The 15,660-nt window shown below is 72.1% G+C and carries 15 protein-coding genes; 8 read left to right on the forward strand and 7 right to left on the reverse strand.

The features are described 5' to 3' along the window. The first annotated feature begins 31 nt into the window (after positions 1-31). The gene (locus tag G8D98_RS07205) at positions 32-1,411 is read left to right on the forward strand and encodes a cation:dicarboxylate symporter family transporter (RefSeq protein WP_166101043.1); all 1,380 of its coding nucleotides are present in this window, start codon (positions 32-34) and stop codon (positions 1,409-1,411) included. 60 nt (positions 1,412-1,471) lie between these two features. On the opposite strand, the gene G8D98_RS07210 is transcribed toward G8D98_RS07205, so the two are convergent. From G8D98_RS07210 to G8D98_RS07235, 6 genes are all read right to left on the reverse strand, one after another. After that, positions 1,472-2,077, reverse strand: a complete 606-nt coding sequence (locus G8D98_RS07210) for a LutC/YkgG family protein (RefSeq protein ID WP_166101045.1) — start codon at positions 2,075-2,077, stop codon at positions 1,472-1,474. Then, on the reverse strand, positions 2,074-3,534 hold the full coding sequence (locus G8D98_RS07215; RefSeq protein ID WP_166101047.1) for a lactate utilization protein B: 1,461 nt from the start codon (positions 3,532-3,534) through the stop codon (positions 2,074-2,076). The genes G8D98_RS07210 and G8D98_RS07215 overlap by 4 nt, the downstream gene beginning before the upstream one ends. Before the next feature lie 22 nt (positions 3,535-3,556). After that, positions 3,557-4,306, reverse strand: coding sequence for a (Fe-S)-binding protein (locus G8D98_RS07220; protein ID WP_166101049.1), 750 nt, complete (start codon positions 4,304-4,306; stop codon positions 3,557-3,559). A gap of 50 nt (positions 4,307-4,356) precedes the next feature. Next, entirely contained in the window at positions 4,357-5,352 is a 996-nt protein-coding gene (locus tag G8D98_RS07225) for a carbohydrate ABC transporter permease (protein ID WP_166101052.1), read from the reverse strand. Further along, positions 5,349-6,257 (reverse strand): carbohydrate ABC transporter permease, encoded by a 909-nt coding sequence (locus G8D98_RS07230; protein WP_166101054.1) that lies wholly within the window; start codon positions 6,255-6,257, stop codon positions 5,349-5,351. The genes G8D98_RS07225 and G8D98_RS07230 overlap by 4 nt, the downstream gene beginning before the upstream one ends. A 94-nt stretch (positions 6,258-6,351) precedes the next feature. Next, on the reverse strand, positions 6,352-7,668 hold the full coding sequence (locus G8D98_RS07235) for an ABC transporter substrate-binding protein (RefSeq protein ID WP_166101058.1): 1,317 nt from the start codon (positions 7,666-7,668) through the stop codon (positions 6,352-6,354). A gap of 344 nt (positions 7,669-8,012) precedes the next feature. On the opposite strand from G8D98_RS07235, the gene G8D98_RS07240 reads away from it, so the two are divergent. Genes G8D98_RS07240 through G8D98_RS07260 form a run of 5 tightly spaced genes read left to right on the forward strand, consistent with a single transcriptional unit; the run spans position 8,013 to position 12,714 of the window. Further along, positions 8,013-9,176 carry a permease gene (locus tag G8D98_RS07240; RefSeq protein WP_205859720.1) on the forward strand — a complete coding sequence of 388 codons (1,164 nt, stop codon included), beginning with the start codon at positions 8,013-8,015 and terminating at the stop codon, positions 9,174-9,176. 24 nt (positions 9,177-9,200) lie between these two features. Then, on the forward strand, positions 9,201-10,100 hold the full coding sequence (locus G8D98_RS07245) for an NAD-dependent epimerase/dehydratase family protein (protein ID WP_166101064.1): 900 nt from the start codon (positions 9,201-9,203) through the stop codon (positions 10,098-10,100). A gap of 28 nt (positions 10,101-10,128) precedes the next feature. Beyond that, positions 10,129-11,766 carry a glycerol-3-phosphate dehydrogenase/oxidase gene (locus G8D98_RS07250; RefSeq protein WP_166101067.1) on the forward strand — a complete coding sequence of 546 codons (1,638 nt, stop codon included), beginning with the start codon at positions 10,129-10,131 and terminating at the stop codon, positions 11,764-11,766. A gap of 58 nt (positions 11,767-11,824) precedes the next feature. After that, positions 11,825-12,010 (forward strand): hypothetical protein, encoded by a 186-nt coding sequence (locus G8D98_RS07255; protein ID WP_166101071.1) that lies wholly within the window; start codon positions 11,825-11,827, stop codon positions 12,008-12,010. Positions 12,011-12,054: 44 nt separating this feature from the next. Further along, the gene (locus tag G8D98_RS07260; RefSeq protein WP_166101075.1) at positions 12,055-12,714 is read left to right on the forward strand and encodes an SDR family oxidoreductase; all 660 of its coding nucleotides are present in this window, start codon (positions 12,055-12,057) and stop codon (positions 12,712-12,714) included. An 11-nt stretch (positions 12,715-12,725) separates the two neighbouring features. On the opposite strand, the gene G8D98_RS07265 is transcribed toward G8D98_RS07260, so the two are convergent. Then, complete coding sequence (locus G8D98_RS07265) at positions 12,726-13,454, reverse strand: GntR family transcriptional regulator (RefSeq protein WP_229661891.1); 729 nt, start codon at positions 13,452-13,454, stop codon at positions 12,726-12,728. 95 nt (positions 13,455-13,549) lie between these two features. Between G8D98_RS07265 and G8D98_RS07270 the strand changes: the two genes are divergently transcribed. Further along, positions 13,550-14,362, forward strand: coding sequence for an N-acyl homoserine lactonase family protein (locus G8D98_RS07270; protein WP_166101081.1), 813 nt, complete (start codon positions 13,550-13,552; stop codon positions 14,360-14,362). A gap of 10 nt (positions 14,363-14,372) precedes the next feature. Next, complete coding sequence (locus G8D98_RS07275; RefSeq protein WP_166101084.1) at positions 14,373-15,659, forward strand: hydroxyacid-oxoacid transhydrogenase; 1,287 nt, start codon at positions 14,373-14,375, stop codon at positions 15,657-15,659. The last annotated feature ends 1 nt before the right edge of the window (position 15,660 follow it).

Genomic DNA, 15,660 nt, shown 5'->3' on the forward strand with positions numbered 1-15,660 from the left:
AGTCCCCGCGTCGGACGAAGGAGTTCACGCCATGACCACACCCACGCCCACCGCTCCCGGCGGCGAGACCAGCGGGTCACCGCGCCGCGACCGCACACACATCCTCTACGTGGCGGTCATCGTCGCGATGCTGCTCGGCATCGTCGTCGGCTTCGTCGCCCCGGACGTCGGCACCCAGCTCAAGCCCCTCGGGACCTTCTTCGTCAACCTCATCAAGATGATGATCAGCCCGATCATCTTCGTGACCATCGTCCTCGGGATCGGCTCGGCCCGGCGGGCCGCCCAGGTGGGCCGGGTCGGCGGGCTCGCGCTCGGCTACTTCCTCGTGATGTCGACCGTGGCCCTGGCCATCGGCCTGGCGGTCGGCAACGTCGTCCAGCCCGGCGCGGGCCTGCACCTGACCGACGAGCTCGCCCAGAGCGGCCGCTCCCAGGTCTCGGCGGAGGCCGAGTCCACGACCGACTTCCTCCTCGGGCTCGTCCCGGAGACCCTCGTGTCGTCGGTGACCTCCGGGTCGGTCCTCCAGGCCCTCCTCGTCGCCCTGCTCGTCGGCTTCGCGCTCCAGCAGATCGGGCCCGCCGGCGAGCCCATCCTGCGCGGCATCAAGCACCTCGAGCGGCTCGTCTTCCGCCTCATGGCGATGATCATGTGGGTCGCGCCGGTTGGCGCGTTCGGCGCCATGGCGGCGGTCGTCGGGGCGACCGGTCTCGACGCCCTGAAGAGCCTCGGGCTGATCATGGTCGCCTTCTACGCGACCTGCCTGATCTTCGTCTTCCTCGTCCTCGGGACCGTCCTGCGCGTCGTCGCGGGGGTCAACGTGTGGACCCTCCTGCGCTACCTCGCCCGGGAGTTCCTCCTCATCCTCTCCACCTCGTCCTCGGAGTCGGCCCTGCCGCGGCTCATCGCGAAGATGGAGCACCTCGGGGTCTCCCGCCCGGTCGTCGGGATCACCGTCCCCACCGGCTACTCCTTCAACCTCGACGGCACGGCGATCTACCTGACGATGGCCTCGCTGTTCATCGCCGAGGCGCTCGACAAGCCGTTCAGCATCGGCCAGCAGATCGGCCTGCTCGTCTTCATGGTCATCGCCTCCAAGGGGGCCGCGGGCGTCACCGGCGCCGGCCTGGCGACGCTCGCCGGCGGCCTGCAGTCCCACCGGCCCGACCTGCTCGACGGGGTGGGGTTCATCGTCGGCATCGACCGGATGATGAGCGAGGCGCGCGCGCTGACCAACTTCGCGGGCAACTCGATCGCCACGGTCCTCATCGGCACCTGGGTCGGTGCCGTCGACCGGGACCAGATGACCGAGGTGCTCGCGGGGCGGCGCCCGTTCGACGAGACCCGGCTCATCGACGAGGAGGCCGCCGCCGAGCCGGACGCGCAGGGCGAGCCGGCTCTCGCCGGGCGCTGACCCCCCGTCCGGGCGGGCCGCTGGAGGGGGCGGCCCGCCTGACGACGCTCCCTGCTGCGGTCAGGTCGCGACGAGCAGGACGTGCAGCCGGCGGGGACCGTGGACGCCCTCGACGCGGTCGAGCTCGATGTCGCTGGTGGCGCTCGGGCCGCTGACCCAGGTCTGGGGGCGGGCCGGGTCGAGGGCGGCGACGGCGTCGACGACCCCGGGCACGACCTGGTGCTCCTCGAGGACGCACACGTGGTGGTCGGGGACGAGGGTGATCGCGCGCCGGCCCTGGCCGGGGCCGTGGGTGAGGACGATGGTGCCGGTCTCGGCGATGCCGAGGGCGGCGCGGGTGACGACGACGTCGACGGCGTCCAGCGCGGCGGCGTCGAGCCCGGTGTCCTCGAGCGCGCCGGGGACCTCGAGGCCGAGGCCCTCGGGCACGAGGACGCGTCGGGCGTCGCCGACGGCGTGGGCGACGGTGCGCTCGAGGTCGGCCGCCGCGCAGCGGGTGACGCTCGCGCGGTAGTCGGCGACCCGCTCGGCGAAGAGCGCGACCGCGTCGGCGCCTTCGGGGACGGCACGGCGGGCGCGGTAGGCCCGGTCGACGTGCACGGGCGACGGGTCCGCGCCGCCGAGCGCCGCTCGGACCCGGGCCAGGACCTCCTCGCGGGCGCTCACGGCCGGTGTCCCTCGTCGCGGCCGGTGCGGGACCACCACTGGCGAAAGGACTCCCGCGGCGGCGCGGGCAGGTCGCGAGCCCCCGTCCACCGGGAGCCGGGGAAGGGCAGCCAGGACAGGCCGCGTCGCCCTCCGGGCATCCGGCGCCCGAGCGGGAGGCGGCCGACGAGCCCGGAGGCCCGCTCCGCCAGGCCCATCCGCCGGGCGTCGCCCAGGCCCCAGGCGCCGGCACGCATGGCGAGGGCCTCCGCCTTGGGCCGGGGGTCGCGGCGGTGGGCGTCGACGACCGCCACCCGCTCGCGCACGAGCAGGCCGGGGATGTCGATCCCGACCGGGCAGACCTGCGCGCACGCGCCGCACAGCGTCGAGGCGTACGGCAGGGCGTCGGTGGCCGGGTCCGACCCGACGCCGTGCAGCAGGGGGTTGAGGATCGCCCCGATCGGCCCGGGGTAGACCGAGCCGTAGGCGTGGCCACCGACCCGTTCATAGACCGGGCAGACGTTCAGGCAGGCCGAGCAGCGGATGCAGCGCAGCACCTGCCGGCCCTCCCGCTCGGCCAGCGCCCGGGTCCGCCCGTTGTCCAGGAGCACGACGTGGACCTCCTGCGGTCCGTCGCCGGGCGTCACCCCGCTCCAGGTGGAGGTGTAGGGGTTCATCCGCTCGCCGGTCGAGGAGCGCGGCAGCAGCCGCAGGAACAGGTCCAGGTCCTCCCAGGTCGGCACGACCTTCTCGATGCCGACGACCGAGACGAGCACCTCGGGCAGGGTCAGGCACATCCGCCCGTTGCCCTCGGACTCGACGACGACGAGCGTGCCGCTCTCCGCGACGGCGAAGTTCGCGCCCGAGACCGCCATCCTCGCCCGGAGGAACTTCTCACGCAGGTGCAGCCGGGCCGCGGCCGCCAGCTCGGCCGGCTCGTCGCTCAGGTCCGCCGGCGCCGGCCGGCCCGCGGCCGCCATCCGGGCCCGGAAGATCTCGCGGATCTCCGCCCGCCCCCGGTGGATCGCCGGGACGAGGATGTGGCTGGGCAGGTCCTCGCCCAGCTGGACGATCAGCTCGGCCAGGTCGGTCTCCCACGCGGCGACACCACGCTCGGCCAGCGCCTCGTTCAGCCCGATCTCCGCGGTGGTCATCGACTTGACCTTGACCACCTCCTCGAGCCCGTGCCCGAGCGCGATGTCCCCGACGAGCCGGCAGGCCTCGGCGGCGTCACGGGCCCAGTGCACCCGCACCCCCCGCGCGGTCAGCGACGCCTCGAGCGTGAGCAGGTGCTCCCCCAGGTGGTCCAGCGTCGCGTCCTTGACCGCCGCCGCCTGGACCCGCAGGTCCTCCCAGTCCTCGACCTCGGCGACGACACCGGCGCGCTTGGCACGGATCGTCGCCGTCGCGTGCGCGAGGTTGCGCCGCAGCGTGGTGTCCGCCAGTGCCGCCTGCGCGGCGACGGGGAACGGCGGCATCCCGACGAAGGTGCGCCCCACCTCAGACCACCCCCGCCGCGTCGTCGGCCGTGGTCGCGAGCACCTCGGCCAGGTGCATGGTGCGCACCCCGGCCCGCTGCCGGGAGAGCAGCCCCCCGACGTGCATCAGGCACGAGGCGTCCCCCGCGACGAGGACCTCCGCCCCCGTCTCGCGCACGTGCCGCGCCTTGTCGGCACCCATCGCGACCGACACCTCGGCGTTCTTCACCGCGAAGGTCCCCCCGAACCCGCAGCACTCACCCGCCTGCGGCAGCGCCACCAGGTCGATCCCGGCCACCGCCGACAACAGCCGCCACGGCCGGTCGCCCACCCCGAGCATCCGCAGCGAGTGGCACGTCGGGTGGTAGGTCACCCGGTGCGGGAAGGACGCCCCCACGTCGGTCACCCCGAGGACGTCCACGAGCAGCTCGGACAGCTCGTACGTGCGCGGCGCGAGGTCGGCCACCGCCTCCTGGAGAGCACCGTCACCGGCGCGCTGAGCCACCAGCCGGTGCTGATGACGCACCGACCCCGCGCACGAGCCCGACGGGACCACCACCGCATCGACGCCCGCGAACGCCTCGACCGTCCGGCGCACCAACGGCACCGCCTCCTCGAGGTAGCCGGTGTTGACCATCGGCTGCCCGCAGCAGGTCTGCTCCGGCGGGACCTCCACTTCCACCCCGAGCCGCCGCAGCAGGCGCACCGTCGCCCGCGGCACCTCCGGGAACAACGCGTCGCCCAGACACGTCGCCATCACCGCGACCCGCATCGGCACCACCCTTCCCGGGCCGATGCTACGCGGCGCTCGGCGCGCGCCCGCTACTTGACCGAGCCGGACATCAGGCCGCTGATGAAGTAGCGGCCGAGGACGATGTAGACGAGCAGCGTCGGCAGCGAGGCGATGAGCACGCCCGCCATGATCGAGGAGTAGTCGGGGTTCTGGCCGCCGGCGAGCTCGTTGAGCGCGTAGGTGACCGGGCCGTTGTTGCGGGTGGTGAGGAAGAGCGCGAAGAGGAAGTCGTTCCACGCCGAGGTGAACTGCCAGATCATCGTCACGACGAACGCCGGCGCCGACAGGGGCAGGACGATCGAGCGGAACGTGCGCAACATCTCCGCGCCGTCGACCCTGGCCGCCTCGAGCATCTCCGTCGGGACCGCGGTCGCGTAGTAGTTGCGGAAGATCAGCGTGCAGATCGGGATCCCGAAGATGCTGTGGACGACGATGAGCTTGACGATGCCGTCGAACCACGGCAGCGCCCCCTGGACGTCGAGGAGCATGCCCTGCAGCGGGATCATCACCGCCTGGTAGGGGATGAACATCCCGAAGAGGAAGAGCGTGAAGACCACGTTGCTCCCCGGGAAGCGCCACTTGGCGAAGACGAACCCGTTGAGCGAGCCGAGGACGGAGGAGACCACCGCGGCGCTCACCGCGAGGATGACCGACCGGTACAGCGGCGGGCCGAGCTGGTCCCACGCGTGCCCCCAGCCCTCGAAGGACAGCGACGTCGGCAGGCTCCACGCGCTCGAGGGCCGGATGTCCCCGGGCGCCTTGAGGCTCGTGACGAGCAGGACGTACATCGGGATGAGCACGAGCACCATGAAGACGGTGATGAGCACGCCCCGGGCGACCCGCACCCCGGTCGAGCCCTGGACCCCGGGGGCGCCGTGGTCACCGCCGTTCGCGGCGCCGAGGCCGGTGTCGATACGTCCCCGGGAGTCCTTGCGGCCGGGGATCCGCAGCGGCCGACGGGCCGAGGGCGCCTCCGGCGCGCCGCCGGCGTCGGGGGCCGTGGGGGTCGTGGCGTCGGCGCTCATCGGGACCTCTCCTCGACCTTGTTGGTGTACACGAGGTACGGGACGACGACGACCGCCACGAGGATGAGCAGGATCGTCGCGTTGACCGCGGCGGCCTGGGCGTCGGACTTCGAGAACAGCTGGGTCCACATCAAGGTGGCCGGGACCTCCGCCTTGTAGGAGTTGGGGCCGGCGATGGAGTAGATGAGGTCGAACATCTTCATCGACTGGTGCCCGATGATGATCAGGGCCGACAGGGCGATGGGGGACAGCTGCGGGAAGAGCACGTGCCGGTAGATCTGCCACTCGCTCGCGCCGTCGATGCGGGCCGCCTCCCGCTGGTCCTGCGAGATCCCGCGGAAGCCGGCGAGGAAGAGGGCCATGACGTAGCCGGACAGCTGCCAGATCGCCGGAAGGGCCATCGCCGCCATCGAGAAGCGGCTGTCGGCCGACCACCAGCCGTTCTGCAGCCCGGGCAGGTGGAGCTTGATGAACAGCTGGTTGAGGCCGACCGCCTGGCCCTCGCCCTGGGCGGGCGAGAGGAGCCACCTCCACACGACACCCGCCGCGACGAAGGAGACGGCCATCGGGAAGAGGTAGACCGAGCGGAAGACGCCCTCGCCGCGGACGCCGCGTTCGAGCAGGACCGACCACAGCAGGCCCATCGCCATCGTCCCCGCGAGGAAGACGACGGTGAGGACGAGCAGGTTGAACAGCGCGTGCTGGTACTGGGAGGAGGCGAGCAGCTGGGTGTAGTTGCGGTAGCCGCCCGGGTTGATGACGCGGTCGGTGACGAAGTCGGTCGAGCGCTGCAGCGAGGTGAGGACGTTCTTGGTGATCAGCCAGTAGACGAACACCCCGACGAGGAGGATCGACGGCGACACCAGGAGGAGCCCCGGCAGCCAGTTGCGTGCGCGACGAGTCATGCTGTCCGTTCTGAAGTCGATGCTGCGGTTCGGGCCGGTGGCCCGGGCCGGCGGTGGGGGCGGGCCGGTGGCCCGGCCCGCCCCCACCGGGTGCTCAGCCCTGGTTGTTCTGCGCCGCGGTGGCGAGGTCGGACACGAGCCCGTCGACGTCACGCTGGGAGTAGAACTTGCTGACGGCCGAGGAGATGTCGGTCAGCCAGGCCTGGTTGACCGCCGCCCCGTGGGCGATCGAGGACACGATGGTGTTGTCCTGGAAGGCCGACATCGCCGACTGCTGGTACTTCGGGAAGTCCTCCGGGCCGATGTCCGTGCGTGCCGGGATCGAGCCCTTGGCGAGGTTGAACGCCTTCTGGCCCTCGGCGGAGCCGACGAGCATGAGCCAGTCCTTGGCGCCGTCCGGGTTGTCCGTGCCCTTGGGCAGGGTGAAGGAGTCGGCGAGGAAGTCGAAGACCCCGTCGGTGCCCGGGACCGGGAAGTACGTGAACCCGGTGCCGTCCTCGGCGCCCTTGTCGGCGAACTCGGCGACCGCCCAGTCACCCATGACGTTGTAGGCGGCCGAGCCGTCGATGACCATGTCGGTCGCGGCCGGCCAGTCGTCACCGTCGGACGCGGTGTTGGCGTAGGACAGCAGGGTCTTGAAGTCGTTCGCGGCCTGCTTGACCTCGTCGGAGTCCCACGCGGTCGAGCCGTCGAAGAGGCCCGAGTAGCCCTCGGCCCCGAGGTCGGAGAGCAGGACGGTCTCGAGCAGCTGGACCTGGGTCCAGGTGCCACCGACCGACAGCGGGGTCTTGACGCCGGAGGCCTTGACCTTCTTGATGTCGGCGATCCACGCCGACATGTCCGCGGGCGTGCCGTTGACCCCGGCCTTCTTGAGCACCGTGGGGTTGGCCCACACGACGTTCGCCCGGTGGATGTTCGAGGGCACCGAGTAGATGTTGCCCTTGACGGTCAGCCGGTCCAGCAGGTCCTGCGGGAAGACGTCCGAGCCGCCGAGGGCCTCGATGACGTCGTTGACCGGCTCGATCTGGCCCTTGCTGATGTAGTCGGTCAGCTCGGCGCCGGCGTGGCCCTGGAAGGAGCTCGGGGGCTGGTTGTTCTGCAGGTCGGAGGCGAGCTTGGCCTTCGCGTTCGTGCCGGCGCCGCCGGCGACCGCGAGGTTGACGAACTCGTCGTTCGGGTAGTCCTTCGCGAAGAGCTTCTCGAGCGCGTCGAGGCCCTTCTTCTCCGAGCCGGCCGCCCACCACGTGAACACGCCGACCTTGCCGCCGGCGCCCCCCTCCTTGGGGGTGTACGCGCCGCTGGCGGCGCTCGTCTGCGCGTCGCCCGAGGTCGCGTCGCCCGTCGAGCACGCCGCCAGCCCCAGGGCTGCGACCGCCACCGCGGCGACCGCGGAGGTCTTCCTCACACCCATCACTTCTCCTTCTCGACCGAAGTCATCATCCACGGCCCGTGGACCCGGGCCGTCCCCGGGAGGCCGCCGCTCCGCGGCCCCGGCGGCGCGGGGGCGGAGCCCAGCGCTGGACCGAGACCGAGAGGTGGGAGCACCGCCGGTCGCGTCGGCCAGGAGCGGGCTGCGGACAGGCCGCAGGCCCGCGCATGGCACAACGTCGCGCCGCATCGTAACTCCGCACCGGGGGCCCGCGAAGGCCGGTCCGACAACGATGTCATAACGGATACCCCCCTATGGTATAGATGGATACCCCCTGGTCGTATGGCCGGAGGACGTCCGACCCACCGACCCCACGGAGGAACCTCGTGCTCTCAGCCATCGCGGACGCCCTGTCGACGACGGGCCTGATGGCCTGGCGGATCGCCTGGTCCCTCGTCCTGGGGTTCACCCTCTCGGCGGTCGTCCAGGCGCTGGTGCGCAAGGAGACCGTCTCGCGCTACCTCGGGGACGACCGGCCGGCCACGCTGGCCCGGGCCTCCGGCTTCGGCGCGGCGGCCTCGTCGTGCTCCTACGCCGCCGTCGCCCTGGCGCGCACCCTCTACCGCAAGGGCGCGAGCTTCACCGCGGCGATGGTCTTCCAGATCGCCAGCACGAACCTCGTCATCGAGCTGGGGATCGTCCTCGCCCTGCTCATGGGGTGGCGCTTCACCCTGGCCGAGTTCGTCGGCGGAGGCTTCATCATCGTCCTCGTCGCCCTGGCCTTCCGGATGGTCCTCGGGGAGCAGGTCCTTCGGGCCGCGCGCTCCCAGGCCGACCGTGGGCTGACCGGCTCGATGGAGGGCCACGCCGCGATGGACATGTCCGTCCAGCGGGAGGGGTCGCTGCTGCGCCGGCTCTTCTCGCGCGACGGCGGGACCGCGGTGAGCCACATCTTCGTCATGGAGTGGGCCGCCGTCCTGCGCGACGTGCTGCTCGGTCTCGTCGTGGCCGGCGCCGTCGCGGCCTGGGTGCCCCGGCAGTGGTGGCAGACCCTCTTCCTCAGCGACGACCCCCTCCTGTCCGCCCTGTGGGGCCCCGTCGTCGGCCCCGTCGTGGCCGTCCTCAGCTTCGTGTGCTCCATCGGGAACGTCCCCCTCGCCGCAGTCCTGTGGAACAGCGGGATCAGCTTCGGTGGGGTCATCTCCTTCCTCTTCGCCGACCTGCTCATCGTCCCGATCCTGCTCATCTACCGGAAGTACTACGGGACCGGGATGATGCTGCGGGTCGCGGGGGTCTTCTACGTGTGCATGGTCATCGCGGGCTACCTCGTCGAGCTGCTCTTCGGCGCTGCCGGGCTCGTCCCCGGCGAGCGGTCGGCCTACACAGGTGCCGAGGACGGCATCTCCTGGAACTACACGACGTGGCTCAACATCGTCTTCCTGGCCCTCGCCGCGGTGCTCGTGGCCGTCTCGCTGCGCAACGGAGGGTGGTCGATGCTGCGGTCCATGGACGACGCCGGCGAGGACGGGCACGAGCACGCCCACTCCTGAGCCGCGGGTGTGAGGATGACGGGCATGCGCATCTTCCTCACCGGCGGCAGCGGCAAGGCCGGTCGTCACGTCGTCCGCCACCTGCTCGGGCAGGGTCACACGGTGACCAACGCGGACCGGGTACCGCTGCGGCTGGACGGGGTCACCGACCTCGACGTCGAGCTGACCGACCTCGGCCAGGTGGTCTCCGCCCTGCGGATGCCGGCGGCCATGGACGAGCTCGACGCGGGAAGCCCGCAGGGCTACGACGCCGTGGTCCACCTCGCCGCCGTGCCACGCATCCTGCTGCAACCGGACTCCACGACCTACGCCAACAACGTCCTCTCGACGTACGCCGTGCTCGAGGCCGCGGCCCTGCTCGGGATCCGCAAGGTCGTCTTCGCCTCCTCGGAGACGACCTACGGCGTGTGTTTCGCCGCCGGCGAACGCCGGCCCGAGTACCTGCCCGTCGACGAGGAGCACCCGACCGTGCCCGAGGACGCCTACGCGATGTCCAAGGTCGTCGGTGAGGCGACCGCGCGCTCGGTCCAGCGCCGCACGGGTGCCGACGTCTACGGGCTGCGGATCAACAACGTCATCGAGCCCCACGAGTACGCGCAGCTCTTCCCGGCCTTCCTGGAGGACCCGGCCCTGCGCCGGCGGAACATCTTCGCCTACATCGACGTCCGTGACCTCGGCCAGGCGCTCGAGCGGTGCCTGCGCACCGACGGGCTCGGCTACCAGGTCTTCAACGTCGCCAACGCCGACCACTCCGTCGCGGCGAGCACCGGCGAGCTCCTCGCCCGGTTCTACGACGGGGTGCCGGTGCGCCGCGAGATGGGCGAGCGCGAGACCTTCTACTGCATCGACAAGGCCCGCCGGCTGCTCGGGTTCGCCCCGGAGCACTCGTGGCGCGACGTGCTCGCCGACCCGCGGGCGCAGTGAGTGCGGCCGGCCCGCCTAGGCTGGTGCCATGAGCCTGCGGTCGGCGAACATCGAGCGGATCGACGGTGGCCTGTTCGACGTCCTCGTCGTGGGCGCCGGGATCAACGGCGCCGTCTCGGCAGCGGCCCTGGCCGGGCGGGGCGCCTCGGTGGCGCTCGTCGACCGCGGCGACTTCGGCGGGTTCACCAGCCAGGAGTCGAGCAACCTCGTCTGGGGTGGCTTCAAGTACCTCGAGAACTACGAGCTGCCGCTGGTCTTCGGCCTCTCCCGCAGCCGTAACCGGCTCATGAAGGCCTACCCGGACAACATCAAGGAGATCGGCTTCCTCGCCGCCCTCGACCACTCCTCCCCGTACGCGCCGTGGTTCGCCGGCCTCGGCGCCACGGCGTACTGGGGGATCGGCATGTTCGGCACCGACCGCCCGCACCTCTACAGCGCCGAGGAGGTCAAGGCGCAGGAGCCGGTCATCGACACGACCGACGTGCGCGGCGGCATCGAGTACCAGGACGCCTACCTCATCGACAACGACAGCCGCTTCGTCTTCTCCTTCGTGCGCTCCGCGCTCGAGGCCGGCGCCGCGGTCGCCAACTACGTCGAGCTGCTCTCCGCCGAGCGGGTCGGCGAGCGCTGGGTGTGCCGGCTGCGCGACACCGACACCGGCACGGAGGCGACGACCTCCGCGCGGGTGCTCGTCAACGCCGCCGGCCCGTTCGTCGACGACCTCAACGAGTCCTGGGACCTGCGCACCGAGCACCGCATCGTCTACTCCAAGGGCATCCACCTCGTCGTCCCCCGGTTGACGACGACGCGCCACGACCGCGTGCTCGCGTTCTTCGACGACACCCAGCGGCTCTTCTACGTCATCCCCATGGGCCGCCGCTCGGTCATCGGCACCACCGACACCCGGGTGGAGACGCCCTACACCGAGGTCACCGACGAGGACCGCGACTTCCTGCTGGACCAGATCAACGCCCGACTCGACCTGCCCGAGCCGCTGACCCGCGCGGACGTCATCGCCGAGCGGTGCGGCGTCCGGCCGCTCGTCGTCACCCGGGGTGCCGACGACCAGGCCGAGGCCGACTGGACCTCGCTCTCGCGCAAGCACGAGATCGAGCGGGACGAGAGCCGTGCCGTGGTCACCGTCCTCGGGGGCAAGCTCACCGACTGCCTCAACGTCGGCGAGGAGGTGGCCGAGCACGTCGAGCACCTCGGCGTGCCGCTCGAGAAGGACGTCGGCACCTGGTACGGCGAGCCCGCGCACCAGACCCGGGCGGAGTTCTACCGCCAGGCCCGGCTGATGCGCCTGGACGCCCTGCGGACCAAGCCGGACACCGAGCCCCTGACCGACCGGCTCTGGCGGCGGTACGGACGCCGGGCCTTCGACCTGCTCGAGGCGATCCGGGCCGACCCGGCGATGGGCGAGGACGTCATGGGCTCGGCGGACTACCTGCGCGCCGAGGTCTACCAGGCGGCCGAGGCCGAGATGGTCGTCACGCTCGACGACTTCATGCGCCGCCGCTCCAAGATCGACCTCGTCGTGCGTGACGAGGACATCGAGGCTTCCCCGGGGCTGCGCGAGGTCGCCGAGATCCTCTTCGGGGCCGACGCCGAACGCCGCCTCGCCGACTACCGCGAGCGCAAGGGGGCCCGCAGCCCCCGCGGCTGACAGCCCCTGCACAGCCGGGCCCGAGCCGGGCCCGAGGTGGCGCCGGGAGCCTGGGGCCATGACGACCACACCGGTCCCCGTGAGCACCCCCACCGTCCGCGAGCTCATCGCCGAGCTCGCCTCCACCGAGGACACGCTGCGCGAGTGCCGGCGCGGGGGCAGCGTCCAGCGACAGGTGACCGTGGCCCGGCGCCAGGCCGTCATCGTCCGCGAGCTGCGCCGTCGCGCGCGCGGCGGGCACTGACCCGCGGCCGGAACACCACGGGTCCGGCGCCTGTTGCCCCGGACATGCGCGTCCTCATCATCGGTGGCCACGGCAAGGTGGCCCGCCTGCTCACCCCCGAGCTCACCGCCCGCTCGCACACGGTCTCGGCCGTGGTGCGCAACCCCGACCACGCCCCCGAGGTGGCCGCCGACGGGGCGCAGCCGGTCGTCGCGGACGTCGAGTCGATGACCACCCCACAGCTCGCGCGGCTGGTCGAGGGCTACGACGCGCTCGTGTGGTCCGCCGGCGCCGGTGGTGGTGACCCCCGGCGCACCTACGCGGTCGACCGGGATGCCGCGACCCGCTCGATGGACGCGGCCGAGGAGGCCGGGGTGCGGCGCTACGTCATGGTGTCCTACTTCGGAGCCGGACCGGAGCACGGTGTGCCGCAGGAGGACCCGTTCTTCCCCTACGCGGACGCCAAGAGCGCCGCCGACGCCCACCTGCAGGCGTCGGGGCTCGAGTGGACCCTCGTGCGACCGAGCCGGCTCACCGACGAGGCCGGGACCGGGCGGATCGAGACCTCGCGGACCGGTGCGACGCCGGGCGAGGTGCCCCGGGCGGACGTCGCGCTCGTGGTCGCCGAGGCGCTCGAGCGCCCGGGCGCCGTGCGTGCTGTCCTCGAGCTCAACACCGGCCCGACCCCCGTGGCCGACGAGCTCGACGCGCTCGGCACGCCCTGACCCCTCGGGGCTCAGTCGCCGACGACCTCGGCCCACAGGGCCTCGACGTCGCGGGTGCCGTCGGCCAGCACCTCGTTCTCCTGGTGGACGAGCAGCCTCCCGGTGTGCACGAGGTGCTCGCGCATCGCCCGGGCCGCCGCGTCGGGGTCCCGGGTCTCGATCGCGCGCACGACCGGCCGGTGCTCGTCCGCGACCGCCGCGAGGTCGCGCGACTGACCCACGGTGGAGGCACCGAGCAGCCGGGTGACGTCGCGCAGGTGGGCCACACTCGAGGCGAGCCGCCGGTTCCCCCCGGCGAGGAGCACGTGGTCGTGCAGACGCTGGTCGTGCGCCATGAACGTCGTCTCGTCGCCCGCGGCGGCCGCCGCGGACATCGCCCGCAGCTCCTCGTAGAGCGCGTCGACGAGACCCGCCGGCGGGGCGGCGGCCACCCGCTCGACCACCGGGACCTCGAGGAGCAGCCGCAGGTGGAAGACCTCGGCCACCTCGCGCGGGCCCGGCCGGTGCACCCGGAAGCCCCGGTTGCGCTCGAGGACGACCATGCCGGTCTCGGCCAGCCGCAGCAGCGCCTCACGGACCGGTGAGCGCGAGACCCCGAGGTCGTCGGCCAGCTGGTAGGCCGAGTACAGGGCGCCCGGGACGAGCGCCCCGGTGCGCACCCCGTCGCGGATCGCGGCGGCGACCTGGTCGGCGAGGCTGCGCGCCGAACCGCCGAGCGGAGGCAGGACGGGCGTGCTCACCCGGCGATGGTAACGGCCGCCGGCCGCCGCCTTGACGAGTAGCATGCTACATGTCACCATCGCCGGACCAGCATCCGACGGCAAGGGAGCCTGCGATGGCGACAGCACGGAAAGTCCACGTCCTCGACTGCGGGGCGATGTCCTGCGACCTCACCTGGCTGTTGCTCAAGCCGGGCCGCAGCATCCGCACCCGCCAGACCAAGGACCAGCCGGTCGAGTGGTACCCGTGCACGACGCACGCCGTGCTCGTCGAGACCGACGAGGGCACGATGCTCTGGGACACCAGCTGCCCGCGCGACTGGGAGACCCGCTGGGAGCCGACCGGGCTGCAGGACTTCTTCCCCTACGACCAGGTCACCGAGGAGCAGTACCTCGACGCCCGGCTCGGCCAGCTCGGCGTCTCGCCCGACAGCATCGACTACGTCGTCCTCTCCCACCTGCACTTCGACCACGCCGGTAACGTGCGGATGTTCGAGAAGACCGGCGCCACCTTGGTGTGCAACGCCAAGGAGAAGGAGTGGGCCTTCGGGTACGAGGGCGCATTCAACGGTGCCCACCTCAAGGCCGACTACGAGGGGCTGGAGTTCGAGACCGTCTCCGGCGACGCCGAGTTCCTCCCCGGCGTCACCCTCCTCGAGGCCCCCGGGCACACCCCGGGCACGATGTCGATGCGGGTCGACCTGCCGGAGACCGGGACGATGATCTTCACCTCCGACGCCATCTACATGGGCGACTCCTACGGCCCGCCCACCACGCCGGCGGCCATCGTCAACGACCTCACGGCGTTCTACGACTCGGTCGAGAAGATCCGGGGCATCGCCGAGCAGACCGACGCCATGGTCGTCTTCGGCCACGACGCCGAGCAGCTGCACTCGATGCGCCGCTCGCCCGACGGCTTCTACGCGTGAGGGGACCCCGATGAGCTACCAGCCCGCACACCCCGAGTCGATCTTCACCTACGGCGCACCGCAGCTGAAGTTCGGCCACGGCGCCGCCGACGAGATCGGCTACGACCTCAGCCTCACCGGCGCCCGGCGCGTCCTCGTCATCACCGACCCCGGGGTCGCCGCGACGGGGACGCCCCAGCGGGTCGCCGAGCAGATGGCCCGGTTCGGCATCGAGGCGGTCACCTACGAGGGCGCCCACGTCGAGCCGACCGACGAGAGCCTGCGCGACGCCATCGACTTCGCGCGCGAGAACGGCCCGTGGGACGGCTTCGTCGCCGTCGGCGGTGGCACGAGCATCGACACCGCCAAGGCGGTCGACCTGCTGACGACCAACCCCGGCGAGCTCATGGACTACATCAACGTGCCCGTCGGGGCCGGTCGGGCACCCACCCACCCGCTCGCCCCGCTCGTCGCGGTCCCGACGACGACCGGCACCGGCAGCGAGAGCACGACGATCTGCGTCCTCGACGTCCTCGAGCTCAAGGTCAAGACGGGCATCAGCCACTCCCGCCTGCGCCCGACCCTGGCGGTCATCGACCCCGCGGTGACCCTCACCCAGCCCGCCGGTGTCACCGCCTCCTCGGGGATGGACATCCTCTGCCACGCCCTCGAGAGCTGGACCGCCCGGCCGTACACCTCCTACGAGCACAAGAAGCCCGAGGAGCGGGTGCCCTACTGTGGCTCGAACCCGATCTCGGACATGTGGTCGGAGAAGGCGATGCGCCTGCTCGCCCCGACCTTCCGGCGGGCCGTGCGGGACGGTGAGGACGAGGAGGCACGCGGCGCGATGTCCCTGGCCGCGACCTTCGCCGGGATGGGCTTCGGCAACGCCGGTGTCCACGTCCCGCACGCCAACGCCTACCCGATCGCCGGACGGGTCAAGGACTTCCGGCCCGCGGACTACCCGCAGGAGGAGGCGATGGTGCCGCACGGGATGTCCGTGGCCCTCACCGCCCCCGAGGCCTTCCGGTTCACCTTCGAGGCCGACCCCGACCGCCACGTCCAGGCCGCGCGGATGCTCGAGCCGGACTGCGCGATGACCGACGACCCGGCGGACCTGCTGCCCGAGGTGCTGACCCGGCTCATGCGCGACATCGGCATCCCCAACGGGATCGGCGCCGTCGGCTACGACGACGGCGACGTCGACGACCTCGTCGAGGGCTCGCTCAAGCAGCAGCGGCTGCTGGCCACCGCCCCGCGCGAGGTCGGCGCCGAAGACCTCGCGGGCATCTTCCGCCGGTCGATGGAGCTGTGGTGAG

It is taken from the genome of Phycicoccus endophyticus, assembly GCF_011326735.1.
GTDB classification, from domain to species: domain Bacteria; phylum Actinomycetota; class Actinomycetes; order Actinomycetales; family Dermatophilaceae; genus Phycicoccus; species Phycicoccus endophyticus.